26 protein-coding genes and 1 pseudogene are annotated in these 25817 nt (G+C 56.1%); 23 read left to right on the forward strand and 4 right to left on the reverse strand.

Features of this window, described 5'->3' with window-relative positions:
- The 18 genes and pseudogenes from EDC14_RS02960 (at position 1) to EDC14_RS03040 (ending at position 17739) form a co-directional block, all read left to right on the forward strand.
- Positions 1–930 (forward strand): phosphotriesterase family protein, encoded by a 930-nt coding sequence (locus EDC14_RS02960; protein WP_132012681.1) that lies wholly within the window; start codon positions 1–3, stop codon positions 928–930.
- Positions 931–998: 68 nt separating this feature from the next.
- On the forward strand, positions 999–2093 hold the full coding sequence (locus EDC14_RS02965; protein ID WP_132012682.1) for an aminotransferase class V-fold PLP-dependent enzyme: 1095 nt from the start codon (positions 999–1001) through the stop codon (positions 2091–2093).
- A 15-nt stretch (positions 2094–2108) separates the two neighbouring features.
- Positions 2109–3284, forward strand: coding sequence for a YhfX family PLP-dependent enzyme (locus EDC14_RS02970; RefSeq protein WP_132012683.1), 1176 nt, complete (start codon positions 2109–2111; stop codon positions 3282–3284).
- 60 nt (positions 3285–3344) lie between these two features.
- Positions 3345–4589, forward strand: coding sequence for a phosphopentomutase (locus tag EDC14_RS02975; protein ID WP_132012684.1), 1245 nt, complete (start codon positions 3345–3347; stop codon positions 4587–4589).
- Between the two features lie 35 nt (positions 4590–4624).
- Positions 4625–4882, forward strand: coding sequence for an HPr family phosphocarrier protein (locus tag EDC14_RS02980; RefSeq protein ID WP_132012685.1), 258 nt, complete (start codon positions 4625–4627; stop codon positions 4880–4882).
- Positions 4883–5165: 283 nt separating this feature from the next.
- Positions 5166–5435 (forward strand): glutathione S-transferase N-terminal domain-containing protein, encoded by a 270-nt coding sequence (locus tag EDC14_RS02985; RefSeq protein ID WP_132012686.1) that lies wholly within the window; start codon positions 5166–5168, stop codon positions 5433–5435.
- A 35-nt stretch (positions 5436–5470) separates the two neighbouring features.
- Positions 5471–5524 (forward strand): annotated as a pseudogene (locus tag EDC14_RS27715) (rubredoxin-like domain-containing protein); the annotation flags it as partial.
- 45 nt (positions 5525–5569) lie between these two features.
- Positions 5570–5881, forward strand: a complete 312-nt coding sequence (locus tag EDC14_RS02990; RefSeq protein WP_165907752.1) for a flavin reductase family protein — start codon at positions 5570–5572, stop codon at positions 5879–5881.
- 182 nt (positions 5882–6063) lie between these two features.
- A complete protein-coding gene (tsaD, locus tag EDC14_RS02995) occupies positions 6064–7071 on the forward strand; it encodes a tRNA (adenosine(37)-N6)-threonylcarbamoyltransferase complex transferase subunit TsaD (protein ID WP_132012688.1) in 1008 nt (335 codons plus the stop codon).
- A gap of 228 nt (positions 7072–7299) precedes the next feature.
- Positions 7300–8907, forward strand: coding sequence for an SWIM zinc finger family protein (locus tag EDC14_RS03000; RefSeq protein WP_132012689.1), 1608 nt, complete (start codon positions 7300–7302; stop codon positions 8905–8907).
- Positions 8908–9500: 593 nt separating this feature from the next.
- Complete coding sequence (locus EDC14_RS03005) at positions 9501–9902, forward strand: NUDIX hydrolase (protein ID WP_165907753.1); 402 nt, start codon at positions 9501–9503, stop codon at positions 9900–9902.
- The gene (gene thrS, locus EDC14_RS03010) at positions 9899–11806 is read left to right on the forward strand and encodes a threonine--tRNA ligase (RefSeq protein ID WP_132012691.1); all 1908 of its coding nucleotides are present in this window, start codon (positions 9899–9901) and stop codon (positions 11804–11806) included. The genes EDC14_RS03005 and thrS overlap by 4 nt, the downstream gene beginning before the upstream one ends.
- Before the next feature lie 130 nt (positions 11807–11936).
- Positions 11937–13082: an ABC transporter substrate-binding protein gene (locus EDC14_RS03015; protein WP_243662786.1), complete on the forward strand. Its 1146-nt coding sequence runs from the start codon at positions 11937–11939 to the stop codon at positions 13080–13082.
- A 196-nt stretch (positions 13083–13278) separates the two neighbouring features.
- On the forward strand, positions 13279–14181 hold the full coding sequence (locus EDC14_RS03020; RefSeq protein WP_132012692.1) for a branched-chain amino acid ABC transporter permease: 903 nt from the start codon (positions 13279–13281) through the stop codon (positions 14179–14181).
- 6 nt (positions 14182–14187) lie between these two features.
- Positions 14188–15177: a branched-chain amino acid ABC transporter permease gene (locus EDC14_RS03025; protein ID WP_341540140.1), complete on the forward strand. Its 990-nt coding sequence runs from the start codon at positions 14188–14190 to the stop codon at positions 15175–15177.
- Positions 15174–15965 carry an ABC transporter ATP-binding protein gene (locus tag EDC14_RS03030; protein ID WP_132012694.1) on the forward strand — a complete coding sequence of 264 codons (792 nt, stop codon included), beginning with the start codon at positions 15174–15176 and terminating at the stop codon, positions 15963–15965. The genes EDC14_RS03025 and EDC14_RS03030 overlap by 4 nt, the downstream gene beginning before the upstream one ends.
- The gene (locus EDC14_RS03035) at positions 15958–16662 is read left to right on the forward strand and encodes an ABC transporter ATP-binding protein (protein WP_132012695.1); all 705 of its coding nucleotides are present in this window, start codon (positions 15958–15960) and stop codon (positions 16660–16662) included. The genes EDC14_RS03030 and EDC14_RS03035 overlap by 8 nt, the downstream gene beginning before the upstream one ends.
- Positions 16663–17097: 435 nt before the next feature.
- On the forward strand, positions 17098–17739 hold the full coding sequence (locus tag EDC14_RS03040) for a CBS and ACT domain-containing protein (protein WP_132012696.1): 642 nt from the start codon (positions 17098–17100) through the stop codon (positions 17737–17739).
- Between the two features lie 120 nt (positions 17740–17859).
- On the opposite strand, the gene EDC14_RS03045 is transcribed toward EDC14_RS03040, so the two are convergent.
- Both EDC14_RS03045 and EDC14_RS03050 read right to left on the reverse strand, forming a co-directional pair.
- Entirely contained in the window at positions 17860–18729 is an 870-nt protein-coding gene (locus tag EDC14_RS03045) for a sensor domain-containing diguanylate cyclase (RefSeq protein ID WP_341540141.1), read from the reverse strand.
- Between the two features lie 3 nt (positions 18730–18732).
- Positions 18733–19401: a histidine kinase N-terminal 7TM domain-containing protein gene (locus EDC14_RS03050; protein ID WP_132012698.1), complete on the reverse strand. Its 669-nt coding sequence runs from the start codon at positions 19399–19401 to the stop codon at positions 18733–18735.
- 456 nt (positions 19402–19857) lie between these two features.
- Between EDC14_RS03050 and EDC14_RS03055 the strand changes: the two genes are divergently transcribed.
- The 5 genes from EDC14_RS03055 to EDC14_RS03075 are packed head-to-tail and all read left to right on the forward strand — an operon-like array spanning position 19858 to position 23726.
- The gene (locus EDC14_RS03055; RefSeq protein ID WP_132012699.1) at positions 19858–20499 is read left to right on the forward strand and encodes a class I SAM-dependent methyltransferase; all 642 of its coding nucleotides are present in this window, start codon (positions 19858–19860) and stop codon (positions 20497–20499) included.
- 39 nt (positions 20500–20538) lie between these two features.
- A complete protein-coding gene (modD, locus tag EDC14_RS03060) occupies positions 20539–21387 on the forward strand; it encodes a ModD protein (protein ID WP_132012700.1) in 849 nt (282 codons plus the stop codon).
- Between the two features lie 30 nt (positions 21388–21417).
- Complete coding sequence (locus EDC14_RS03065; protein ID WP_165907754.1) at positions 21418–22197, forward strand: substrate-binding domain-containing protein; 780 nt, start codon at positions 21418–21420, stop codon at positions 22195–22197.
- Positions 22175–23002 carry an ABC transporter permease gene (locus EDC14_RS03070; RefSeq protein WP_243662787.1) on the forward strand — a complete coding sequence of 276 codons (828 nt, stop codon included), beginning with the start codon at positions 22175–22177 and terminating at the stop codon, positions 23000–23002. The genes EDC14_RS03065 and EDC14_RS03070 overlap by 23 nt, the downstream gene beginning before the upstream one ends.
- Positions 22995–23726 carry an ATP-binding cassette domain-containing protein gene (locus EDC14_RS03075; RefSeq protein WP_132012702.1) on the forward strand — a complete coding sequence of 244 codons (732 nt, stop codon included), beginning with the start codon at positions 22995–22997 and terminating at the stop codon, positions 23724–23726. Before EDC14_RS03070 ends, EDC14_RS03075 begins: the two co-directional genes overlap by 8 nt.
- Before the next feature lie 89 nt (positions 23727–23815).
- Here the strand turns inward: EDC14_RS03075 and EDC14_RS03080 are convergent, their stop codons facing one another.
- Together EDC14_RS03080 and EDC14_RS03085 are read right to left on the reverse strand one after the other, a co-directional pair.
- On the reverse strand, positions 23816–24019 hold the full coding sequence (locus EDC14_RS03080; protein ID WP_132012703.1) for a TOBE domain-containing protein: 204 nt from the start codon (positions 24017–24019) through the stop codon (positions 23816–23818).
- A gap of 269 nt (positions 24020–24288) precedes the next feature.
- Positions 24289–25674, reverse strand: coding sequence for a family 4 glycosyl hydrolase (locus EDC14_RS03085; RefSeq protein ID WP_424337390.1), 1386 nt, complete (start codon positions 25672–25674; stop codon positions 24289–24291).
- Positions 25675–25817: the final 143 nt, after the last annotated feature.

Raw genomic sequence — 25817 nt, forward strand, 5'->3', positions numbered from 1 at the left:
ATGAATAAGACAGAGCAATGGTTGGAGACGGCGACCGGTCCGATCCGCGCCGCCGATCTGGGCAGGACATACATTCATGAACACTTGCGGATCGATCTTTCGGCTCACAAGCATGATCCGGACGCCGATCTGAACGCTCCCGAGCTGGTCGCCGCCGAACTCCGGGTGCTGAAACGGCAAGGGATCGACGCGCTGGTCGAGGTGACCAACCGGGGTATGGGCCGGGACGCCCGGTTGCTGCGGCAGCTGTCGGAGGCCTCAGGCATCCGGGTCATGGTCAGCACCGGCTTTTACAAGGAACCTTTTCTCCCGCCGGAGGTCCATGACCTCGGCGAACGGGAGCTGGCGGAGATAATGCGGCGGGAGATCCTGGAAGGCATCGCCGACACCGGGGTCAAGGCCCACGTCATTGGGGAGATCGGCACTAGCCGGGACGAGATCGCTCCGGCCGAGCGCAAGGTGTTTGCCGCCGCCGCGCGGGCGCACCGGGAGACGGGACGGCCGATCTTCACCCACACCACGCTGGGGACGATGGCCCTTGAACAACTGCAACTGCTGCGGCAATGGGGAACCGATCTGTCCAAAGTGGTCATCGGCCACCTGGATCTCCGCTGCGATCTGGACTATCACTTGCGGGTGGCTGATTTCGGCTGTTTTTTGGGCTTTGACACTATCGGCAAGCTCAAATACGAGAGCGACGAACGGCGGGCCCAACTGATCCGGGAGTTGATCGAGCGGGGCCATCTCTCCCAGATCGTGCTGGCCCAGGATATCACCCGCCGTTCCCATCTGGCGGCGCACGGCGGCACCGGCTACGGCTATCTTTGGGCGGAGTTCCTTCCCGTTCTGCGCCGGAACGGGGTCGGGGACGAAGCCATCGAGACGCTGCTGGTGGAGAATCCCCGCCGCTTGTTGGGAGTATCGGTCTGAGCAAGAAACATTGGAGCGGATTCGGGTTTTTATTACCACCGGCCCAGGCAATGAGACAGGAGGTTCCCATGAACGTTTATCCGTTACCAGCCATCGATCTGGAACAGGCAATGGCATTCCAGTTTCGCTTGGTCGATCTGATTCATCGCAATTTTGAGGGCGCGCAATTCTTGCAGGGCGGCGATTACGGGTTGGTGCCGGAGACCGGCCGGCCCGCTTTCACCGCCAGGGTGGAGCGGGTGATCGCCCAGTTTTTCGAGGCCGAAGACGCGGCCTTGGTCCGCGGCGCGGGAACCGGCGCCATCCGCAGCGTGTTGAATGCGATGGTCCCCAGCGGCAGCCGGATCCTGTTGCACCGCGCGCCGGTCTATCCCACCACCCGGACGACCATCGAGGCCATGGGCTTGCAACCGGTTACGGCCGACTATAACGATCTGGCAAGCCTGGACGCTCAGGAGCTGTCCGGCGTCGGCGCGGCGTTAGTCCAATCCTCGCGCCAGCAGCCGGAGGACCGCTACGATCTGGGCGAGGTGATCCGGCGACTGAAAACGCTCCGGCCGGAGCTGATGATTCTGGTGGATGACAATTACGTCGTCATGAAGGTACCCCGGATCGGGGCACAGCTCGGCGCGGACGCCAGCGCTTTCTCCCTCTTCAAACTGTTGGGCCCTCCCGGGATCGGTTGCGTGGTGGGTGCGCGGACGGTGGTGGAGCGGATCCGCGATCGGAATTATTCAGGCGGCGGCCAAGTCCAAGGCGGGGAAGCCATGGAAGCGCTGCGCGCCCTGGTCTATGCCCCGGTGGCCCTGGCGATCCAGGCCCGGGTGGGAGAGGAGATCGTGGCCCGGTTGAACCGGGGAGAGGTTCCGGGGGTCAAGGCGGCGTGGATCGCCAACGCCCAATCCCGGGTGGTCCTGGTGGAATTGGAACAGCCGGTGGCCCCCAAAGTATTGGCCCATAGCGCCAAGCTGGGAGCGGCTCCTTATCCGGTGGGGGCCGAGTCGCGGTATGAGATCGCCGCGATGTTCTACCGGGTTTCCGGGACGTTTTTAAAGGCCAATCCGGACTGGGCCCACACGCTGATCCGAATCAATCCGATGCGTGCCGGGGCCGACACCGTGATTCGCGTGTTGCGCGAAGCCCTGGCCCAAGTCGTTGATTAGGAGGAAGCGATTGCGATGTTTTTGGAAATGACCTTGCGGCGCAATCCGCGATTGATAGAGACCGCCGTAAAGCTGCACCGGGCGGGCGAGATTGCTCCCAATACCTATCTGATTGACGTGGACGCGATCCGCGCCAATGTCCGTCTCCTGGTCCAGGCGGCGCGGGACCAGCAATTAACGCTCTATATGATGACCAAGCAACTCGGCCGGAATCCCGATCTGGCCCGGATCATCGCCGAGGCCGGCATCGAACGGGCCGTGGCCGTGGACCCGTGGGAGGCGCTCACCCTCGGCCGGGCCGGCATTCAAATCGGCAATGTCGGACACCTGGTCCAGGTCCCCAGCCGGATGATCCCGGAAATCCTGGCCCTTGAACCGGAAGTGGTCACCGTCTTCAGCCTCGATAAAGCGCGGGAGATCTCGGAGGCCGCGGTACGGTTGGGGAAGCGGCAAGCGCTTCTCCTGAAAGTGGTGGGGCCGCTGGATACAATTTACGAAGGCCAGCTGGGCGGGGTCGCTGAGGCCGAGCTGTTGCCGACGGCCGCGGCGATCATGCGCCTGCCCGGGGTGGCCGTCGCCGGGGTGACCTCCTTTCCTTGTTTCCTGTACGACGCGGCGGAGGGCCGGGTGAAACCGACCGAGAACGCCGCCACGGTTTTGCGCGGCGCCGAGCTGCTCCGCCGGGAGTTGGGGCTGACCTTGGAGCAGATCAATACTCCCAGCGCCAACATGGCCAGCACTTTTCCGCTATTGCGCCGGCTGGGAGCCACCCATGCCGAGCCGGGCCATGCCATCACCGGGACCACGCCGCTCCATGCCTGCCAGGATCAGCCCGAGCTCCCGGCCATGGTGTATGTCAGTGAGATCTCCCACATCTACCAGGATAAGGCCTACGCCGTGGGAGGCGGTTTTTACCGGCGCTCTCAGGTGAAAGAAGCCATGGTCGGCACGGACTTTATGACCATGACCGGCAACCGGCTGGAGGCCGAGGAGATTGCGCCGGAGTCCATCGATTATTACGGCACGTTGCGCAGCGGCGGCCGGAAAGTGCGCGTCGGCGATACCGCCATTTATGCGTTTCGAACCCAGATCTTCGTCACCCGCAGCGAAGTGGCCCTGGTGGAAGGAGTGCAGCGCGGCTCGCCCCGGATCAGCGGCATTTACGACAGCCAGGGAAAGAAACTCCGCTAGCTTAGGGATTAGGAAAACCAGCAACCCTTGTGGTTAACAGATATCGAAGGAAGCGACACCATGAAACAGCGCGTGATATTATTGGTAATCGACAGCCTCGGAGTCGGATGCATGGAGGATGTAGAGCGGGACCGCCCTCAGGACCGGGGCGCCAATACTTTTTATCATATCCTGGATCAGGCGGAGACGATCGCCATCCCCAATCTGGAGTGGCTGGGCGTCAATCGCATTGTGAACCACCCCCGGTTCGCCACGCCGCCGGAGGTCCGGGCGGCTTACGGCCGGATGAAGTTGGCCCATTTTGGCGCCGACAGCTACGCGGGACATCAGGAGATCATGGGGACGCGGCCCCAAAAGCCTTTTATCGCCCCTTTCAAGAGCGTGATTCACCGGGTCCGGACGGCGTTGGAAGCGGGCGGCTACCAAGTGGAACTGCCCGACCCGGCCCGCCCTTACCTGGTCGTGAACGGCGGGGTGGTGGTGGCCGACAACATCGAGACGGATTACGGCCAGATTTATAACGTCACCGCGCCGCTGGACCGGATCCCTTTTGAAGAAGTGTTGCGGATCGGCCGGCTGGTCCGGGCGAACGTGGCGGTTAACCGGGTGATTGCGCTCGGCGGCGCTCAAGTGGCGCCGGAGCGGATTCTGGCCAGTATTGAAGAGCGGAGCGACGGCCTGATCGGAGTGAATTGTCCCAAGTCCGGCGTATATCAAGTGGGTTACCAATGCCGCCACTTGGGCCACGGCGTCGATCCGGCCCGCCAGGTCGCCAGTATTTTGACAGCGGCCGGCTTTCCGGTCACCCTCATCGGCAAGATGCAGGACGTCATCGAATGTGTGGGAGCCCATAAAGTTCCGGCGGTCCCCACCGGGCTGGTCATGGAAACGATGCTTCAGGAGATGGGCAGAGTGGACGAGGGACTGATCGCCGCGACCGTGCAGGAGACCGATCTGGCGGGCCATGCCCAGAACGTGGGACGGTATGCCGCCAAAATTATGGAGGTGGACCGGGCGCTCGGGGACATTTTGGCACGAATGACCGAAACCGATCTGTTACTGCTCACGGCCGATCATGGCAATGATCCCACCATCGGCCACAGCCAACACACCCGGGAGCAGACGTTGCTGCTAGCTTACGGAAAGAACCTATCCGGCATGGCGTTGGGCCTCCGGGAGACGCTATCGGATATCGCGGCCACCATCGCCGAATATTTCGGAGTGGCCCCCCCGGAAAACGGCACCGGGTTTTACCGCGCCATGAAGAAATGGTCGGTTTCTCAGCCCCGGAAAGAATGTTGCTGACAGTCATGACGTACGTAACTTTAAGGAGGAACAACATGGTTCAAGTCCAAGTCGAACTGAAAAATGAATCCGGCCTTCACGCCAGGCCGGCCAGTCTTTTTGTGAAAAAAGCCGCCCAATATCAGTCGGAGATTCAAGTGCTAAAAGCCGGGAAACCTTTTAACGGAAAAAGCCTATTGTCAGTACTGGCCATGGGCGCGTATTGCGGCGATCAGATCACCATTCAAGCCAAAGGCAGCGACGAAGGGGAAGCCGTCGCCGACTTGCAACGCTTTATCGAGAATGAATTGTAACCAGTCATTCGGCTCATGACATATCGGAAAACACCTGCCGCCGTCTCATTATTGAGGCGGCTTTTTTATTATCCCCCGGGAAACCGCCAAAGAATATCCGGACGGTATTTTCGGTAAACTTCAAAGGAAAAAACGGCAAAAAAACGAAATATAACAGCAGCCGTTGCCCGCAAGAAGGGATGATGGCCAACCCTGGTCCGACAGGATAAAGTCGTTGCATATCGAAAGTGCCAATCATAGAATAGGGTAATCGATGGTCGTGAAGATACGGGAGGGAATTCGGATGTTTCAGATGGTCGGCGCCGATTGGTGCGATAAATGTCGGAAGGCAAAACGGGTCCTTCAAGAGAAGGGCTTATGGGAACAGATTGAATATATCGATTACGATACGCCAGCGGGGAAAAAATTGGCCGCCCAGCTGGGGGCGGAACACATTCCTTTCTTTGTGGACCAGGGCGAACTGGTCGAGTATGTGGGGCAAATTTTGCATAAATTAACCGAAGCCAACTTGAAAAAGTCTCTCGGGCTCGGAGGAGGGGAAGTCTTCCAGTGAAGAAATAGTGTTGGGGGCTGCGGTGATATCGCCACGGGGAAAAGCCGCCTGAGGTCTGTCCGGTCTGCGGTGCCGGGCTGGAGTATTTCGAAGCGCTTGAGGAAACGGCGGCTGTTCCGGAGGACGGTCGCCGGGTGAAACAACTGCAACAAGTGCTCTTCCGGGTGCCCTGTGGCCTCTTCGTGGTCAGCGCGATCCGGGACGGGCATCCCAATGACATGATCAACAACACCGTCTTCCAGATTACCGATTCCCCACTGCAGTTGCTGCTGGGTATGGACAAGCGGCACCTGACGACGGAGTATATCGAGGCCGGCGGCGCCTTTGCAGTTCATTTTTTGCCCCCGGACGGGCTGTCGCTGGTGAAACGGTTCGGTTTCAAGCCGGGCCGGGAAACAGCCAAATTCGACGGTCTGGCCTGGCGGCCGGGGCCATCGACGAACTGACGCCGGTCCTTACTTATCAGGAGTATCGCAAGCGCCAAAGCGAACTGTGGTAACGCTGCCGCAATTCCAGGGAGCCAGGACTAGGAGTAATTCCGAACGTCCCTCGCTCTCGCGAGCAGCTTGAAAACAGGGTAACGAAGAACCACAAATTATTAGCGAAGAAAGCCAGGAATCGAATTCATATGAAACCATTCATTACATTAGGAATCGAATCATCGTGCGATGAGACCTCGGTGGCGGTGATCGCCGACGGCACCGTCATCCGCAGCAATATCATCTCGTCCCAGCTGGAACAGCACGCCAAATTCGGCGGGGTGGTCCCGGAGATTGCCGCCCGTTGCCATTTGGAGGCGGTGCTCCCTATTTACCGGCTGGCGCTCGCCGAAGCGGGAATCACCCTGGAGGAGGTCGACCTAATCGCCGCCACCTATGGGCCGGGATTAATCGGCAGTCTGCTGGTAGGGCTCTCTTTTGCCAAGGGCTTGGCCCTGGCGAAAAAGATTCCGTTCATCGGGGTTAATCATATTGAAGGGCACATCTACGCCAATATTTTGGAACGGCCGGAGGTCAAGCCGCCGCTGGTTTGCCTGACAGTCTCGGGAGGGCATACCGATCTGTTGTACCTGGAGAAGTGGGGCAGTTACCGGATACTGGGCCGGACCCGGGATGACGCCGCCGGAGAGGCCTTTGATAAAGTAGCCCGGGTATTGGGTCTTGGTTATCCGGGCGGACCCCAGATCGACCGGATCGCCCGGGAAGCGGCCGATGATCTGGAATTTGTCCAGCCCAAGGGATTCGGCGGCAACTACGACTTCTCTTTCAGCGGTCTCAAGACCGCAGTCATTAACTATTTGCACCGCCAGAAACAATTGGGAGAGGCGGTGGACTCCGCCCGGGTGGCCGCCAGTTTTCAGCGGCAGGCCGTCGCCCAGCTGACCTCGCGCCTGTTTAAGGCGGTCGACGATCTGGGGGTCCGGACCATTCTGCTTTCGGGGGGAGTGGCGGCCAATTCCAAGTTGCGCCAGGTCTGTCTGGCCGAGGCCGAACGGCGCGGCATTCGCTGCCTCTATCCGCCGCTGACGCTCTGTACCGACAATGCGGCAATGATCGCCGCCGCCGGATATTTCCGGTTTCAGTCCGAAGGTCCGTCCGATCTGGAAATTACGGCTCAGCCGGACCTCTGTTTATAAAATTGTGGATAAAAAATGCAGGAATCGCCGGAATAATTGGCATGTTGGGATTTGTTTATATACAGGATAAGTTGTGGATAACTTGTGGATATTGTGGAAATGTCCCCAAAACGAGTGAAATCAAGGCTCGTTCTGTGGATAAGTTGTGTATATTGTGGAAAAGCCAGTAGCTATCTTGGATTGAAGCAAATAGCAAGCTAGAAATCATTTTTTAAAGGATCGTCAGGCATGGATTGGTCAAGTTTTTCAAAAACCGATCTGGAATTGTTGACAACTCCGGAAATCCTCAACCGGGGTTTGACTTACCTGGGGGCCGGGCACGTGCTGCAGACCTTCCGCTTCGGAACGGTGCTGGCGGGTAAGATTGCCGGGACCGCCGCGTTCTATAAAGCCAGGCTCTGGCTGTCGGAGGGCGGGCCGCGCGGTGAATGCAGCTGTCCCTACGGCGGATTTTGCAAGCATTTGGCGGCCCTGGCCCTGGCTTGGCTGGAGGCGCCGGAACGTTTCGTCGATCTGCGGCCGCGTTTGGACGACCTGCTGGAACATAGGGAACGGGCGGCGCTGTTTCTGACGCGGCTGGCTACCCTCGATCCGGCCGGTTTCGCCGAATTCTGGCCCGACCGGGACGCTTCTCCGGCCTTCGCGGAAAGCCGCGCCTTGATGAACTTGGTCCGGACGGCCTTCAGTTATCCACAGTTTACGATGGATGGAGCGCGGCAGTTATGGGCCAAGTTGGAGCATCTCAGCGGATTGATCGGCGAGCGGCTCCGGGCCGGGGATTCCGAGGCGCTCGGGCCATTGCTTGAGTTGTTGGACGGAATGATCGCGACCCTCAAAACCGGCAAGTATCCTGTCTTAGAAGCCGGTTTCCGGGAGCTGTTGCAGTTGGTGGCCGAACTGGCACCCACCCTATCGGCTATTGCCGGCCTGGCGCTAGTCCGCCGCTTATTTGGTTATTCCTGTGATCCGGAACTCTGGGAGTACCAGGATGCACTACGGGCGGCGATTCGGGCCTATCTAGGCCAAAATGGTCAAGCCGCGGCCTTTTTACCCGAATTGGCCGGTGCAGCCGTGGCCGGCGATTTTTTGCGATTGGTTGCAGTTTACGAGCTGTTGGCTACCTGCCCCGATGAACCGGGCTATCGTGAACTGCATCATCGAGTGGCCGGGGAGCTTCAGGGGATGGAATCCGGCCGGCTTTGGCTGATTGACCGGTTGCTGGAGGGCGATCCCGATCAGGCATTCCGGATCGCGAGGGCCGGCTTGCGGGAAGCCGGGGACGGACCGAGCCGGATGGCTTTCCGGGAACGGCTCATCCGGATTCATCTCGCAAGGGGCGAGCCAAAACAGGCGGCCGTTTTAAGCTTTGCCCAGTTTGGCGAGGCGCCGGATTACCATGAGTACCTCCGGCTGAAAATGATCCTGGAACCTCTGCCCGGAGCATGGGCCGATGCTTGGCGACGCCTCGCCAAATTCTTAGCGGAGCGGGGGATGACGGAGCTTTTGATGCAATGCGCCGCTCATGAAGGAGATGCCGCTTTGCTGACCGAGCACTGGACGGGACTGTCGAATGACCCGGACCTGGCGCTGAAGCTGGCAGAAGAATTTAGCGCGGCATTCCGGGCCGAGTTGAGTATATTCTATCCGCCCCTGTTCCGGGTGTTGGCGGATCGCGGCGAGCCGCTGGCTTGGAAAGCCGCCATCCGAATCCTGGGCCTGTATAAGAAACATTGCCTCGCAAGCGGTCAGGAGGATCAATGGCGGACGTTCCGGGATAGCATTGTCGCCGAATACCCCAACGACCGCCGCTTCAGCAAGGGCGGGGTTTTTTCCTAGGAGGACGACAACCGGGCGAACCGGTCGCGTCATCCTGAAGGGAACAACTGACGAGGATGAGTCCGATGAGCAATGCCAGCCAGGCAAGGGCGATGATATCATTCGTAAAACAGATCATGCGCGTATTTTTCTCCAGATTAACGCATATTTCAAAGCGGTTCGGTATAATTTATGGCTGTGACCCGCCGGCCGGACTGGTCCGATCGTATAAAATGGGGCCGCGTCATGCCAGCATTTTTGGTATAACGACACAGGGATGATTTCACGGCGTCGGGGGATTGACTTGGCTGGTAAGAAAAGCTATAATATTATATTAATAATATCTTTTTTGCGGATGAACAGGAATTGTTCGTGTATCGGCTTGCAGAGAGGAAAGAATGGGTGCAACTTTCCAGTGCGACACGAATGGACCACCTGGGACGCTCCGGCGAAGGCGTTTGCGCATAAGTCGGCGTAGACCTCGATACGGTCTTCCCAAAGCGGGCCTTTTCGGCCAATCAGGGTGGAACCGCGGTTAATCCCGTCCCTATAGGGGGCGGGTATTTTTATTTTTTGGGGTGAATGGGTTGATTCGGGATTATTGTGCTGGAGGTTTGGTTTTCGTTGGCGATCGCTTGTTGATCTTGCGGCGGAAAAACGGTGTCTGGCTCTTCCCCAAAGGGCATATCGATCCCGGGGAGACGGCCGCCCAGGCGGCAGTGCGGGAAGTGAAAGAAGAGTCGGGCCTCACGGCCCGGATCTTGGAAAAGCTGGCGGAGACGGCTTACAATTTTACCGAGGACGGCCGGGAACATTATAAAACCGTGGAATGGTTTGTAATGGAGGCGTTGACGGAGGAGATCGTTCCCGAAGCGGATCTGTTTACCGCGGGCCAAACCATTACCCAAACCGAGTTGGACCGGCTGACTTTCGCGAACGACCGGGAGTTGGCCGTGAAAGCTTTTCAAGCGATAGTAAGAATTCAATTGAAAGAGAAAGGAGCAGATAAGACGTGAAAGTGATCTTTCCCGACCAAAGCAGTCGCGAATATCCGGACGGCACGACGCCACGGGCGATTGCCGAGTCGATCAGCGGCCGCCTGGCCAAAGAGGTGATTGCCGCCCAGGTGGATGATACATTGGTCGATTTGAGTCAACCGCTGGATGGCGAGGTCCATCTCAAACTGATCAAGCCGGAGGATCCGGAAGGTTTGGAGGTATTGCGCCATTCGGCCTCGCATATCATGGCCCAGGCCGTGCGGCGGATTTTCCCCGATGCTAAATTGGCCATCGGCCCGGCCATTGAAAACGGATTTTACTATGACTTTGACTTGCCGGAGCCTCTAAAACTGGAGGACCTAGCGCGGATCGAAGCCGAGATGGCCAAGATCGTGGCCGCCGACCTGCCGTTCGAACGGTATGAGTTGAGCAAGGGGGAGGCCCTGGAGCGTTTCCGGGCCGCCGGCGAGAAGTACAAGGCGGAATTGGTGGAAGGTTTGGAAGACGGTACGATCAGCTTCTACCGCCAGGGGGATTTCGATGATCTTTGCCGCGGACCGCACTTGCCCAGTACCGGCCGGTTGAAAGCTTACAAATTGATGTCGATCGCCGGAGCGTACTGGCGAGGCGACTCATCCCGCGAGATGCTGCAGCGGATCTACGGCGTGGCCTTCGCCACCAAGGCTGGCCTGGAGGAGTATTTAAAATTCCTGGAGGAAGCGGCCCGGCGCGACCACCGCAAACTCGGCAAGGAATTGGACCTCTTCTCCATCGATGACCAGATCGGTGGCGGATTGGTGCTGTGGCATCCGAAGGGCGCCCGGGTCCGTCAGGAGATCGAGCAATTCTGGAAGGAAGAGCATTATAAGAACGGCTATGAGCTGGTCTACACTCCCCATGTCGGGCGGAGCACCCTCTGGGAGACCAGTGGCCATCTGGGATTTTATAGTGAGAACATGTATGCGCCGATGGATATTGAAGGCCAGCAGTATTACGCCAAGCCGATGAATTGCCCCTTCCATATCGCTATCTATAAGAGCCGGGGCCGTTCCTACCGGGAGCTCCCCTTCCGCTGGGCCGAGCTGGGAACGGTTTACCGTTATGAAAAAAGCGGCGTATTGCACGGTCTGATGCGGGTGCGTGGTTTCACTCAAGACGATGCGCACATTTTTTGCCGGCCGGATCAGATGCCGGAGGAGATCGAGCGGACCCTCAATTTCTGTCTGAAGCTCATTCGCTCTTTTGGTTTTAATGACTTCAAGCTATACCTGGCCACCAAACCGGCGGACTCGGTGGGGGAACCGGAACGTTGGGAAGCGGCTACGGCGGCGCTACAGGCGGCCATCGACAAGGTCGGCTTGCCGAGCGAGATCGACGAGGGCGGCGGCGCGTTCTATGGACCCAAAATTGACCTGAAAATCAAAGATGCTCTGGGACGCGAATGGCAGTGCTCGACGATTCAATTTGATTTCAATATGTCCGAACGGTTCGGTCTGACCTATAAAGGAAGCGACGGCGCCGATCACCGGCCCTATATGATTCACCGGGCGCTATTGGGTTCGATTGAACGCTTCTTCGGAGTCCTTTTGGAGCATTACGAAGGCGCTTTTCCGACCTGGCTGGCTCCGGTCCAGGCGATGGTGCTGCCGGTTACCCCTGATTATCTGGAGTATGCTCGGACGGTGATGGAAGATCTACGTAAAGTCGGGATCAGAGCCGAGCTGGATTCCAGAAATGAAAAGATCGGCTATCGTATCCGCGAAGTCCGGTTGCAGAAGATCCCTTACTGGTTGGTGGTTGGGGAACGTGAGGCCAGGGAAGGCGTGGTGGCGGTCAGTTCCCGGAAAGAGGGGGATCTGGGCAGTCAGAAGGTGGATTGGCTGAAGGAGCGCTTGCAGAAAGAGATTGCCGCGCATTCGTAAAACCGAGCAATGTAATTTTGACGTCAATTTTATTTCCAATAGCACGCATTCGTTGACACGGATAACTGATTTTGATATATTCAATATAATAAGTCCTATCGTCGGACTAATTTAAAAGGGGGTTTTCGTGGTGAGAAAAAGTAAGGTTTTAGCCTTGACTGCGGTTTGCTTACTGATTGTCTCCATGATGTTCACAGTGGCTCAGGGTGCTGGCAAAACCATTAAGCTGGGAACCATCCAACCGATCAGCGGCCAGGTTTCCGCTTACGGCACCCAGACCCGGGATGCGATTTTAATGGCGGTGGAAGAGATTAACGCCAAAGGCGGCGTCTTGGGCCGGAAGATTGAAATGGCCGTGGAAGATGATGAAGCCAGCCCGGATAAAGCGAAGAACGCCATCATGAAGCTGGTCGCGCGCGATAAAGTGATCGCGGTCATCGGCGCCTTGACCAGCAAATGCTCATTGGCCATCACCAAATACGCTCAAGAGAAAAAAATTGTCATGATCTCCCCTACGTCAACCAATGACACGGTAACCGATGCCGGTGATTATATCTTTAGAGCTTGTTACAACGACTCTTTCCAGGGCGAAGTCGTGGCCCAGTTCTCCTATGAAACGTTGAAAGCGAAGAGAGCCGCGATTCTCTATGATATCACCAATGATTATTCCAAGGGATTAACCACCAACTTCAGCAGCAAATTCAAGGCTTTAGGCGGTCAAATTGTCGCTTCCGAATCTTACAGCACCAATGATAAAGACTTCAACGCTCAATTGACCAAGATCAAAGCGACCAAACCTGACGTGCTCTTTATCCCCGATTATTACAGCACCATTTCGCTCATTGCCAAACAAGTCCGGAGCCAAGGTTTGACCATTCCGATGGTCGGCGCCGACGGCTGGGATGAGATCACCAATAACGCCGGCGATGAAGTGTTGGATTGCTATTATAGCAACCACTACTCTCCGGATGCCAACGACCCCGAAGTCAAAGCTTTTGTAAAGAAATATGAAGCCAAATACAAGATCACCCCGAACGCCTTGGCTGCTCTGGGTTACGACGCCACCTATATCCTGGCTCAAGCCATTCAAAGAGCCAAATCGATCGATCCGGCCAAGATTAAAGTGGCTATGATGAAGACCAACCGGAAGTACGTCACCGGACATATCAAGTTCAACAGCAAGCGGAATCCGGTAAAATCTGCGGTTATGCTGAAAGTCGTCAAAGGCAAGGACGGCAAATTGGCTACGCAATATGCGGGTACCGTTAATCCGTAATTGTCAGAAAGTTGCGCTACAAAATGCCTAAAATTTGATCTATAATATTCCTAACATAGATAATGGGGGAATTGTCAATTCTCCCATTATTTATGGTTAAAGTAGCTTTAAACATGGTAGAGAATTTTTGAAACAATAATAGGATAAAGCCAAAGGAAGCTTTTGAAGTTACTTTGGTCCAAGAAGAGGTGGGATTATGGGACTCCTCCAAGAAGTGTTTCAACAGCTGGTTAATGGCTTGGCGTTAGGAAGCATCTATGCCTTGATTGCGTTAGGATATACTATGGTTTATGGTATTGCGAAGTTAATCAATTTCGCCCATGGCGACATCCTGATGCTGGGCGCTTTTGCCGGATTCTTCGTCCTTATTACTGCATCCGCCGCGACTCCTATTCTTTATATCGTGTCGTTCGTTGTGGCCATGGCGATTTGTGCCGCCATCGGCGTAATCATGGAAAAGACTTGTTACAAACCTTTGCGAAATGCGCCCCGCATGAATGCGCTGATTACTGCGATTGGTCTCTCTTTCTTTCTTGAGAACGGCGCCCGGGTGTTTCCGCCGATTGGCCCGAACCCGAAACAGTTCCCGACTTTGGCCAATGTCAATTTTAATTTGTTCGGCGTGAATATCAGCCAAGTTCAGATCATTGTATTCATTGTCTCAATCGGATTGATGGTTTTACTGAATTATATTGTAAATTATACGAAAGTCGGAAAAGCAATGCGGGCGGTCTCCTTCGATCGGGGGGCCGCGTATTTGATGGGAATCAACGTGAATCGGATCATTTCATTCACTTTTGCCATCGGTTCGGCGTTGGCGGCCGCGGCCGGAATCCTGTTTTCCACCGCTTACCCCCAAGTGGAACCGTACATGGGTATCATGCCGGGAATTAAGGCGTTTGTGGCGGCGGTTCTCGGCGGAATCGGCAGTATCCCCGGAGCGATGATTGGCGGATTTATTCTGGGGGTCGCCGAGACGTTGACCAAAGGGTTTATCTCTTCTCAACTGGCGGATGCCATCGCTTTCGGAATATTAATCGTCATTTTGATCGTCAAGCCGACGGGAATTCTCGGGGCCAATGTCAGTGAGAAGGTGTAGGTGAAAATGATGAATAAACGGGTTAAAAATTCAGCCATTTTACTCGGTATTTCAATATTAATCCTGGCGGCAGTCGCGGTATTCATCCGTACCGGAGTGATTGACGAATATACCGCCCAGATTCTGACCAACGCCGGAATCAATGTCATTATCGCCTTAAGTTTGAACCTGATCACCGGATTCACCGGGTTGTTGTCATTGGGCCAGGCGGGCTTCATGGCGATTGGGGCGTATACCACCGCCGTCCTGGTGATGCAGCTTCATTTGCCGATGGTGGTCGCCATCCCCGCGGGAGGAGCGGTTACCGCGTTTTTCGGTTTTTTAATCGGCTTCCCGACCTTACGGATGCGTGGCGATTATCTGGCCATTGTGACTTTAGGATTTGGCGAGATTATCCGGGTGGTCATGATCAATTTAGACAAGATTACTGGTGGAGCCGCCGGTTTAAAGGGAATCCCGCCCTTCTCCGAGGATTTCACCTGGGGACCGATTATTTCCTTCGCTTGGGTATACATCTTTATGGTGCTGATCATCGCGGTAATCAGCAACTTGATCAACTCCTCGCCGGGCCGGGCGATCGTCGCGATTCGCGAGGATGAGATCGCCGCTAATTCCATGGGAATCAATGTATTTTATTATAAAATGTATGCCTTTACGATGTCGGCGTTCTTTGCCGGGATCGGCGGCGGGTTGTACGCGCTCTTTTTTGGCTATTTAAATCCGACGATGTTCAATTTCTTAAAGTCCGCCGATTTTCTAGTGATCGTCGTATTGGGCGGCATGGGAAGCATCACCGGCACTGTGATTACTGGGTTCATCCTCACCTATCTACAAGAATTTCTGCGGATTCTCCAGGACTACCGCTTGGTCATCTACCCGTTAATATTAATTCTGATGATGCTGTTCCGTCCTGCGGGAATTATGGGAACCAAAGAATTGTCATTCGTAAAACTGTTTACGCGGAAGACCCGGGTTAAAGGTGGTGTGAGTCAATGACCGTGCTGAAAGCGAATAACATTTCCATCAGTTTCGGTGGTTTGCGGGCGGTCTCCAATTTTAATCTGACCCTGGAACAAGGGGAGCTGGTTGGGCTGATCGGGCCGAACGGCGCCGGAAAGACCACTGTTTTCAACATGCTGACCGGAGTTTATCAACCCACCGAGGGCGAGATCCTATTCTATCGGGATTCCTCAAACCCAGAGAGCATTGCCGGAATGAAACCGTATCAGATCACCAAACTGGGCATGGCCCGGACTTTCCAGAACATAAGGCTCTTTAAGAATCTTACGGTCCTGGATAATGTACGGATCGCGTTTCATTTTAACGTCCGTTACAATTCATTCCAGTCAATTTTACGCACGGGCGCTTTTTATAGGGAAGAAGCGGAAAATGTCCAAAAAGCGCTGGAGTTGTTGGAAATTTTTAATATTCGTGAGAAAAGCAACGAGCTGGCCATGAACTTGCCCTATGGCGAACAGCGGAAGTTGGAGATCGCCCGGGCGCTGGCGACCAATCCCAAACTGTTGTTGTTGGATGAGCCGGCCGCCGGAATGAATCCTCAAGAAACCCAGGACTTGATGAAATTAATTGAGTTTGTGCGCCGGGAGTTTCATCTGACGATCCTCCTGATTGAGCACGATATGAATTTAGTCATGGGAATTTGCGAACGGATCAGTGTATTGGACTACGGCCAGATCATTGCCGAGGGAACACCATCCATAATCAGTAAGGACCCGAAGGTTATCACAGCTTACCTCGGAGAGGAGGTCGTAACCGGTGCTTAGAGTGAATGGTTTGAATGTTTTTTATGGCAACATCCACGCATTGCGCGATATCAGTTTCAACGTCGAGGAAGGTGAAGTTGTGACCTTGATCGGCGCCAACGGCGCCGGAAAGACGACCACTCTTCATAGCATTTCCGGGCTGACTCCCTCGAAATCGGGAGAGATCCAATTTCTTCAGAAATCGCTGAAAGGGGTCTCGCCCAATCAGATCGTACAATTGGGCTTGGGTCAGGTGCCGGAAGGCCGGCGCATCTTCGCCAATCTAACCGTTTTGGAAAATTTAGAGATGGGGGCCTATATTCGCAAGGACAAACAGCAGGTCAAAGCGGATTACGAAAACGTCTTTGCGCGATTTCCCCGTTTAAAAGAGCGTTTAAAGCAGATCGCCGGCACTTTGAGCGGCGGGGAGCAGCAGATGTTGGCCATCGGCCGGACGCTAATGTCCCGCCCGAAATTGATGCTGATGGATGAACCGTCGATGGGATTGGCCCCATTGTTGGTCAAGGAGATCTTTGAGATTATCAAAGAGATCAATCGGGGCGGGACGACGATATTATTGGTGGAGCAGAATGCGCACATGGCGCTCTCCATCGCGCACCGTGCTTACGTCCTGGAGACCGGCAAGATAGTGTTGGAAGGGCCGGCCAAGGAACTTGCCCAGAACGAGCAGGTCCGTAAGGCTTATTTGGGCGGTTGAGACCGGCAAAGTTGCAGTAAGGTATCGGCCAGGGAAGGCGGTAGAATTCCCTGGCTTTTCATTTTCAAGGGTTTGGATTCATCATTTCCGGTTGGCCGGCATAGAGATAGGAAGGGTTGTTATTTTTTGGAACGATATCGCCGGGAATCCGTTATCATAAATAAAAGAGCAGAGTTTTACTCAACATTCCTATCCTAAAATTCGGCTATAAATGGCCAAACGATTGAGCTTTTTCAAGAAAACCATATCCTGGTCTCCGGAGCGTCCGAGAAACTGCGGTCCGGACCGGCATAAATATCTGTCAAAGTTTTGCCGATGCTTATAATGGATGGCAGAATGATTCGATTTGCAAAGGGAATGATGCCGCGATTTCAGATTCATGGATTGCGGCCTGGAAAGATCGAAAGAATAACCGTTGCAAAGGAGGATGGAACGATGTTTGTCAAAGATCGAATGACTGCAAGTCCGGTAACGACCACTGAAACCACTCCGATCCTGGAGGCCGGCGAGATCTTCCGCAAGAATAACTTCGCCCGGCTGCCGGTGGTGCGTGATGGGAAACTGGTGGGCATCATCACGCAGGAGGATATTTTGAAGGTCAGTCCCTCGGCAGCCACCACCCTGAGCGTTTGGGAGTTGAACTACGTCCTCTCCAAATTGCAGGTGAAAGACGCCATGACCAAAAACCCCTTTGCGATTCGGCCGGAAGCCACTCTGGAAGAGGCGGCCCTGCTGATGCGCGAGAAAGAAGTCGGTGCCTTACCGGTGGTTGATGGCGACAGACTGGTGGGTATCATCACCGAATCGGATATTTTCGACGCCTTTCTGGACTTGATGGGCCTGCGGCAGACCGGGACCCGGCTGACCATCGACATGGAGGACAGGATCGGCGCGATTGCCGACTTGACCGAGTTTCTCAAAACCCGGGGAGTCAGCATCATCTCGCTGGCGCTTTTCCATCGCACCACCGAAAAAGGCGAACTCGTCCTACGGCTCGACAGTCCCAATACCGAGTCGCTGGTCGAGGAGTTAAAGACCAAGGGTTATAAGATCTCGCATGTCGCGAAGTGGAATTGATGCGGATCAACTCATAGAAAAAGAGGACCAGCGCTATTAGCAGCGCTGGTCCTCTTTTTCTATGAAGTCCATCCCGGATCCCGGGGGTTCCGGAGAAGGGTTGCAAGCGCGGACCCATTCCTACGCGCAAACCACCCGGTTTCGACCGGATTCTTTGGCCTGGTACAAGGCTGCGTCGGCTTTGGCGAGCAATTCATCGAGACTGACATTGGCCGCAGTCGCGAGTCCGGTCACGCCGAAACTGGCGGTAACGGTCAGGTTGGGTTGCATGACCAGGACGGCCAATTCCACCATGGAACGGAGCCGTTCCGCAATCTGACAGGCTTGATCTGGAACCGTCGCGGGCAACAGAATAAGAAACTCCTCGCCTCCCAGCCGGCCGACCAGATCGCCTTCGCGCAGGCCCTGCCGGAGGATCTGCGCCACGGCCCGGAGCATTTCGTCGCCGGTCTTGTGGCCGTAATGGTCGTTGATCTGCTTGAAATAGTCGAGATCGACGAAGATTAGGGAAACCGGCTGACCCAAATTCTCCAGACGCTGCAACTCCCTTTGGCAACGTTCCATGAAATGCCGGCGGTTCCACACATTGGTCAACTCCTCGATAGCGGCCAGGGTCTCCAGACGTTGGATGAGCAAGGCCTGTTGCGTCAAGTTGTCGAGGATAATGGTTTTGCCGACCGGGTGCTTCCGGTTGAAAACCAGAAACAAACGGGACTCGAAGTATTGGATCTGGTCGCGACCCATGATCCGCAGGCAGGTTTGTTCCAAGCCGGTGTCAATTTGCTCCAAGAGATGCGGATGGTTGCGTAGCGCTTCGGCGACGCCGAGGCCCAGCGGTTGGGCATGGGGCAGGTTCAAAATGGACCGGGCCGCCGGATTCAGATCGATCAGCCGATTTTGGAGGTCCAGGACCAATACCCCGTCACGGATGCTTTCAAAGACCTTATTGTGGGCGAACGGAGTCAGATTGAACAGATGCTGCTTAAAGATTGCCTAAGAGATGATCAGCCCGGTGATGGTTAAGGCAAAAGGGACCAGATCCAGGTTCCAGGGACTATAGTGCGCCAGGTAAATGAATTGTCCAGTCCAGGGAAAGACGGAACCTGCGAGCATCATCAGGGCTTGTTTGCGGTAAAAAGGCACGCTTTGAAGGGCGGTTCGCAGCAGCAATAAGCCGGAGAGAAAAAGCGCGCAATTCATATAGAGGAGGTGAATCCAGTACCAGGGGCCTTTGATGCTGCCGAACATCGGAAAGGGCCCCTGCAGGGTCACGAAAGTTCTACGATAAAACAAGTGGTGCAGATCGTTGGTATAATGAAACGCCAGGGTGAGCACGGGGATCGCCAGAAGCAAAAGCATGCTTTTGCGGTGAAGCAGCTGCTTCAGGCCGCAAAATTGCAGCGCCAGCACCAGCCATAGCGAGGGAATCGTAGCGATGCCGAGATACTCGATGCGGGTCCAGAAAAGCATTCCTGCCAGGGTAGAGCTTCCTAGCTCAAAAGCGTAACCGAAGGAATAAAAGGTTGTCGCCAGCAAAAGAAAGGTGAAAATTTTTGCTTCGGCGCTCTGGCGTTTCTGAAGAAGGGAATAAAAAGCCAATCCTCCGGTGATGAAACTCGAAACCAGAGCAAAGATAAAAAGAACGTCCTGCCCGATCCGCAATTGGCTGAACCCTCCTTAAGCCGTTCCGCCGGTGATCCAGTTGCAGAGCGATATGTCGGTGAGTCATCGATCCTGCCGCAAACATTCCCGGGCGCTTAAGACTATTACCATACTATCATAGATTGATTCGGCGTAAAAGCGGAAAGCGATAACCAAAATTTTAGACGTTCCGCAATGGCCTCGGAGAAAGAAAAGATGGGCCGAACGGACGGAATGTTGTGGAATGCGGGACAGACAATATCCTTTGGGAGGCGTAGGATATTGTCATCGGAATAAATGTAATATACGTGTTAGTTATTGACGAAAATAGAGTTGAATTTTGAATGGCAGTAGTTTATAATAACAATCAAGTTGAGTTTTGTTAGTTCCAATTTGTTTATGGAGTATAAAACATAACATATATTTCACATATACAATACCGGCTTTCTCTACGAGCTGGATAAGGAGGAATCGCGGATGGCTTTTCGCAATCGGACCTTGGAACAGATGAACCGGCAATACTTATACTCTTCCGATCTGGCCATTGCCGAACAGATAAAGAATAAGGCGGGGATCCGCAGCGGCCGGTGCTTGGAACTCTTCGCGGGCAGCGGTTATCTCGGGCTGGCCTTGGCACAGATCAGCTATTTGGAGATTTATTTGATGGATGCTTCTACGGATATGCTCCGTTTGGCGGAGAAAAACATCGCGGATTGCGGGTTGACGGACCGGGTCCGGACCTTGCGGGGCGCAATCCGCGGTACCATCGCTCTACCGGACGGGAGTATGGATTTAATCTGCAGCAAGCGTTCGGTCTTTTTTTGGAAAGATCGGCAAAAGATCTTCGCTGAGATTTATCGGGTGTTAGCCCCGGGCGGAGTGGCTTGTATCGGCGGAGGATTTGAAAATCAGGATCTGAGGTTGCGGGTGGAAAATCGGTTGGCGGAGTATGATCCCGGCCTGCTGAACCAGCTGAACGACCAGGTCTGGCGACAACGCGTCGCGCCGATTTGCCAAAAGTTGACTGCCGCGGGAATTGCCGGCTACGAAGTGAATTTCAGCGATAATGAATTTTGGATCCTCATCCGCAAACCGGCGGCTTATTCCAATGCCGGGTGAGCGGTTCCGTTTGAGAAACGATGAAAGGGAGCGTTGCCCATGGTTTACCTGGCTGATGAGACGTTAGAGAAGTTTATTAAGGAAGACGTTCCCTATCTGGATCTGACCACCTGGATTTTGGGTATTGGCGAACAGCCCGGCGCCATCCGTTTTTTTAACCGGGAAAAGGCCGTCCTGTGTGGCACGGAGGAGGCGGCCCGGATCGCGAGGAAGTTCGATCTGGAGGTGAAGACGTTTTTTCCGTCGGGGACTCAACTGGAATCCGAAACGATGGTGCTGGAGGCGGTGGGCCGTGCCGCCGATCTGCACCGAGTTTGGAAGGTGATGGTCAATATTCTGGAGCATGCTTCGGGGATCGCCACCCGCACCCGGGACTGGCTGGAACGGATTCGCGAGGTCGATCGGACGGTGGGTTTGGTGACGACCCGAAAAGGGTTTCCCGGTACCAGGGAGTTGGCCACCAAGGCGGTCCTGGCGGGCGGCGGGTATCCACACCGGCTGGGCCTTTCCGAGACAGTGTTAATCTTTCCGCAACACCGGGCTTTCTTGGCTGCCGGAAACCGGCCGCTCGCCCAAGTGGTGGCCGAACTCAAGGAAAAGGCCTGTGAGAAGAAGATCCTGGCCGAAGCGGAAAGCTTGAGCGAGGCGCTGGAATGGGTCGCAGCCGGCGTCGACGGCATTCAATTTGACAAGATCGCTCCGGTAGAGCTGCGGGAGTATGTCTCGGAACTGCGCCGGATCCAGCCCCGGGTGGTAATTCTGGCGGCCGGCGGCATCCACCAGCAAAACATCGCGGAATATGCGGCCACCGGAGTGAATGCCTTGGTGACTTCGGCAGTCTATTTTGGAAAACCGAGTGATTTCAGCGCCAGGATGGTTGTGGAATGATCAAGAAGCGAGTGGAAAGGAATGATGGCAGTGGGCAAAGGTGAAAAAAGGCAAGGGCGGGTGCTATTATTCGGTTTGTTGGGCGCGTTGTTCCTGGCGGCTACGTTTCAGGGGGCGACTGCGCAGACCAGCCTATTGGCTTATGTGGGCGCGGGGCTGAAGAGTCCCGCGACCGAGCTGGCCCAGGCCTATGAGAAACAGAGTGGCGTCCGGGTCGAGATGATCTTGAATAGCTCCGGGGCCCTGCTCGGCCAGTTGGAGTTGTGCCGGAAAGGGGATATTTACATGCCCGGCGGGATGCCCTTCGTGGCGCTGGCCAAAAAAGCCGGATTCATCGGTGAAATGGTCGGTCCGCTGGCCTATCATTATCCGGTGATCATCGTTCCCAAGGGCAATCCGGCGCACATCAGCAAGGTGCAGGATCTGGCCAGGCCGGGAGTGCGCCTGATCCTGCCCGATACGGAGAGCACCGCGCTGGGCAAGTCGGCCCTGAAAATCTTCGCCAATATCAATTTGAGCGCGGCGATTGAGAAGAACGTCAAGGCCTATGTGGAGACCGGGCCGAAGGTCCCGATGACGATCATGCTGGGCCAGGGCGATGCCGGGATCGCCGAGTTCAGCGACGCTGCGAAGCATAGCGCCAGTCTGGAGATGGTCGATATCGACCCGGCAGTCAATGTGGTGGATGAAATCCCTTGCGCCCTGCTGACTTGCAGCGCGCAGCCGGCGGCGGCCCGGGAATTCCTGCGGTTTATGAAGGCCAATGGCGCGGCGGTCTTCGCGAAACATGGCTTCAAGACCCAATTGTAAGCCCGGGGCAGGCTTTGAGGGAAACGGCGGTTGGTTCGGGTGGGCGCTGGGAACGATCCTCGGGATGACCTTCCTTTGCTTCGGCCTGATCTTCGGGGGCTTGGTCGCATATGGTTTTCAGAACCCCTTGACGGGTCTCTGGGAAAACCCGGAATTCCGTTTCGCTTTGGGTTTTACATTGAAAACCACGGTATTGGCCACCGGCGCAGCGGTCTTGTCCGCTCTGCCTTGTGCTTACCAGTTGGCGCGGACGGATTTCCGGGGGAAGATCATCCTGGAAACGCTGTTGGATCTGCCGATCATTCTGCCGCCGCTGGTGTCGGGGGTTGCCTTGCTGATTTTATGCGGGCCGCTCCTGGGAGCGACCCTGACCCGCTTCGGGTTCGAAGTGGTCTTTTCGGAGCGGGGCGTGGTGGTCGCCCAGTGGTTCATGGCGTTCCCTTTCGCGGTGAAGACTTTTCGCCAGGCGTTTGAGAGCGTGGACCGGCGCTACGAATCTATCGCGCGCACCTTGGGGTACACTCCCGCCAGGCTTTTTTTCCGGGTCGCCATCCCGATGGCCGGGCGCGGTCTGGCAAACGGGACGGCGCTGGCCTGGGCTCGGACGGTCGGAGAGTTCGGAGCCACTGCCATGCTGGCCGGAGTGACCCGCTTAAAAACGGAGACACTGGCGGCGGCGATCTTTTTAAATATGTCAGTGGGCGAATTGCGGCTGGCGGTAGCGATCGCGGTCATCCTTTTTCTGGCGGCCATGGTCATCCTGGCCGGATTCCGCTGGGGAACGGGGAGGGAGCGTTATGAATGATTCTGATTTCGAAATCCGCGCTTTGAGCTGTACGGCCGGGTCATTTGCGTTGCGCGATATCAACTTGCGGGTGCCGCTGGGAACCTATTTGACCCTGGTCGGGCCGAGCGGCTCCGGGAAAACGGTGTTGCTGGAGGCCGTGGCCGGCCTGCGGACCCCCGCTGCCGGAAGCCTTCATTTCGGAGGGCGGGATCTGACGGCCCTGCCGCCCGAAGCCCGCGGTTTGGGGTTTGCCTATCAGGATAGCTTGCTGTATCCTTTTTTAACGGTCCGCCAGAACATTTTATTCGGCGCGGCCGGCCGCGGTCGGGCCAAACAGGCGCCGGTCCGGCGACGGCTGATGGAGTTGGCGGAGATTATGGGTTTGACCCATTTATTGGAACGCCACCCCCGCTTCCTGAGCGGCGGGGAGAAGCAGCGGGTTTCGCTGGCCCGGGCGCTGCTGCTCCAGCCGGCGCTGTTGTTGCTGGATGAGCCCCTCTCGGCGCTGGACTGGCGGACCAAAGCCGCGCTGCGGCAACTGCTGGCTGAGCTTCAGCGGCGGGAGCGAATGACGGTGTTCCACGTGACACATGACTTGGAGGAAGCGGCATCGCTGGGGACGATGATGGCGGTGATGGAGAATGGCCGCATTGGTGAATGCGGCAGGCCCCGGGAATTGCTGCGGAATTCCCGGGCGGGCTTCTTAAGCCCGGGGTTGTCGGCCGGCGGGGCGGCGCGCTAGCCGGAAAGCGCCGCATGCCGAATTGAAAAGGGAGATAACTGAATGGTATCTCCCTGAGCGTGGACTCGATCATCGTTGGGAACGGGCGGCTATTTCATCAGCATGACCGAGGTGGATTTGATCAGCGCCGTAACGTCGTCGCCGACTTTGAGCTCCAGATCGGCAACGGAGTCGGCCGTCACCACCGAAACCAGTCTTTCGCCCTTATAGTCCAGCACCACTTTGGCCATGATGCCGTCTTCCTTAATCTCCTTGATCGTGGCTTTCAATTGATTGCGCCCGCTAAGTTTCATGAGCGGATTCCTCCTTCGAGTATTGACTCGGATTTCCGAATTTGGCATTTTCCAAGACTTTTGTAGACTCGATCTTATTATATCAAGGAATGACAGAGTTAGAAATAATGGGTATTTCATATGCAACGGCGCTATTCAAAACGATGGGGGAAAGAGAGGAGCCCGCCAGGGCGGACTCCGGGTGCGCCGGAGGAAGATAAGCAAAGGCCAGGGACGTCGGAAACGTGCCCTGGCTTTTTGGTTTAAAGTTGCGACAGGCCGGATCCGGCTCAGAGTTCCCAGCCCGGCAGGTATTCCGCAGTATTGGCCAGCATCCGGTCGAAGAGCTTTCTGCCGTCGGCCGGGCCGACGGTGACCAGCGGATCATTCATGAAGGCCCGGAAGGCCAGTTCCTTGTCGCGGGTCAGCCCGGCGCGGAGGGTGGCCTCCTGATTGTAAACGTGCCGGATGATCAGGGACTGGATCTCCGGGGGCAACTGGCCGGCGACCACCGGCTGGACCCGGTCGCGGCTGAAGAGCGCATTGGTCTCCACCACCGCTCCCAAAGGTACGCCGCTCAGCTGGCCGCGGTTGGGCAGGTTCACATTGGTGATGAGATCGCCCAGGCCGAGCAGGGCCTTCATCTGGCGGACCCCTTCCTCGCCGGTCTGATCCAGCGGGAGTTCCTCGGCGCCGCTGGCCAGCCGCCGGCTTTTGGCGATCAGCTCTTTGGCGTTGTCAATGCGGTAGTCCACCGGAGTCAGGCTGAACTTCCATTCCCGGACGGTCTCCGGGTCCTTTAAGTACCAGGGCGGCAGGAACTCGGCCAGGTGCCGGTCGCCGGCTGCGGCGATCAGGCCGTAGCGCCGGAAAAGGTCGAATTTGACCCGCTGGCCGGAGGCGAAAAAGTCCCGCTCCCAGCGGCCCGCTTCTTCCTCGTAGCCGGTCTCGAAATATTTCTCGACAAACTGCCGGTAGAGCGGGAAGAGGTCGATCGTTTGATAGGAAGCCCGGTCCAGCCAGGTGAAATGATTGATCCCCAGCACGTTGATTTTGATCGCTTCGCGAGGGGCTCCCGCCACGCCGCCGCACTCCTTGAGGGCCTGGGCCAGCAGGAGCTGGGTGTGAAAGACCTCGTGGCAGCAGCCGAAGGCTTTGACGCCGGGGAAGATTTCGTAGAGGATCCGGGTGCAGATGCTCATCGGATTGGTGTAATTGATCACCCAGGCGTCGGGCGCGTGGGCCCGGATCGCCGCGGCGATGGTGACATACATCGGGATGGTGCGCAGCGCCCGGATGAGGCCGCCGGGGCCGGTGGTGTCGCCGACCGATTGATAGATGCCGCAGGCTTCCGGCGCATGGACGTCGGAGCGCATCTCGCGGAAGGTGCCCGGCAGGATCGAGATGACGACGAAATCGGCGCCGCTCAGGGCTTCGGCCAGACTATTGACGGCTTGGTAGCGCCACTTTCCCGGCACGTCGGGCCGGCCGCTGAGACGGTTGCCGATAGTTTCATTGACTCCGGCCGCTTCGCGATCGATATCGTAGAGCTTGACGGTTCCCGCCAGCGATGCTTCCAGCGCCAAGTCGGTCATCAGCCGCCAGGCCCAGCCCCGGGAGCCGCCGCCGATATAGGCGATGCTCAGATGGCGCGGGTCGGTCTGTTGCATGGTCATCGGAATCTCCTCCTCACAATGATCCGGATTGATGAATTCTCCCTGATCGTAGCGCAAAAAAAGCCAATTTACTTCAGAAATATTGCTTTATTTCAAACAATCCAACATTTTTTGTTCAAACGGCGGCGGAATCATTGTACAAT

The organism is Hydrogenispora ethanolica, assembly GCF_004340685.1.
Taxonomy (GTDB): domain Bacteria; phylum Bacillota; class UBA4882; order UBA8346; family UBA8346; genus Hydrogenispora; species Hydrogenispora ethanolica.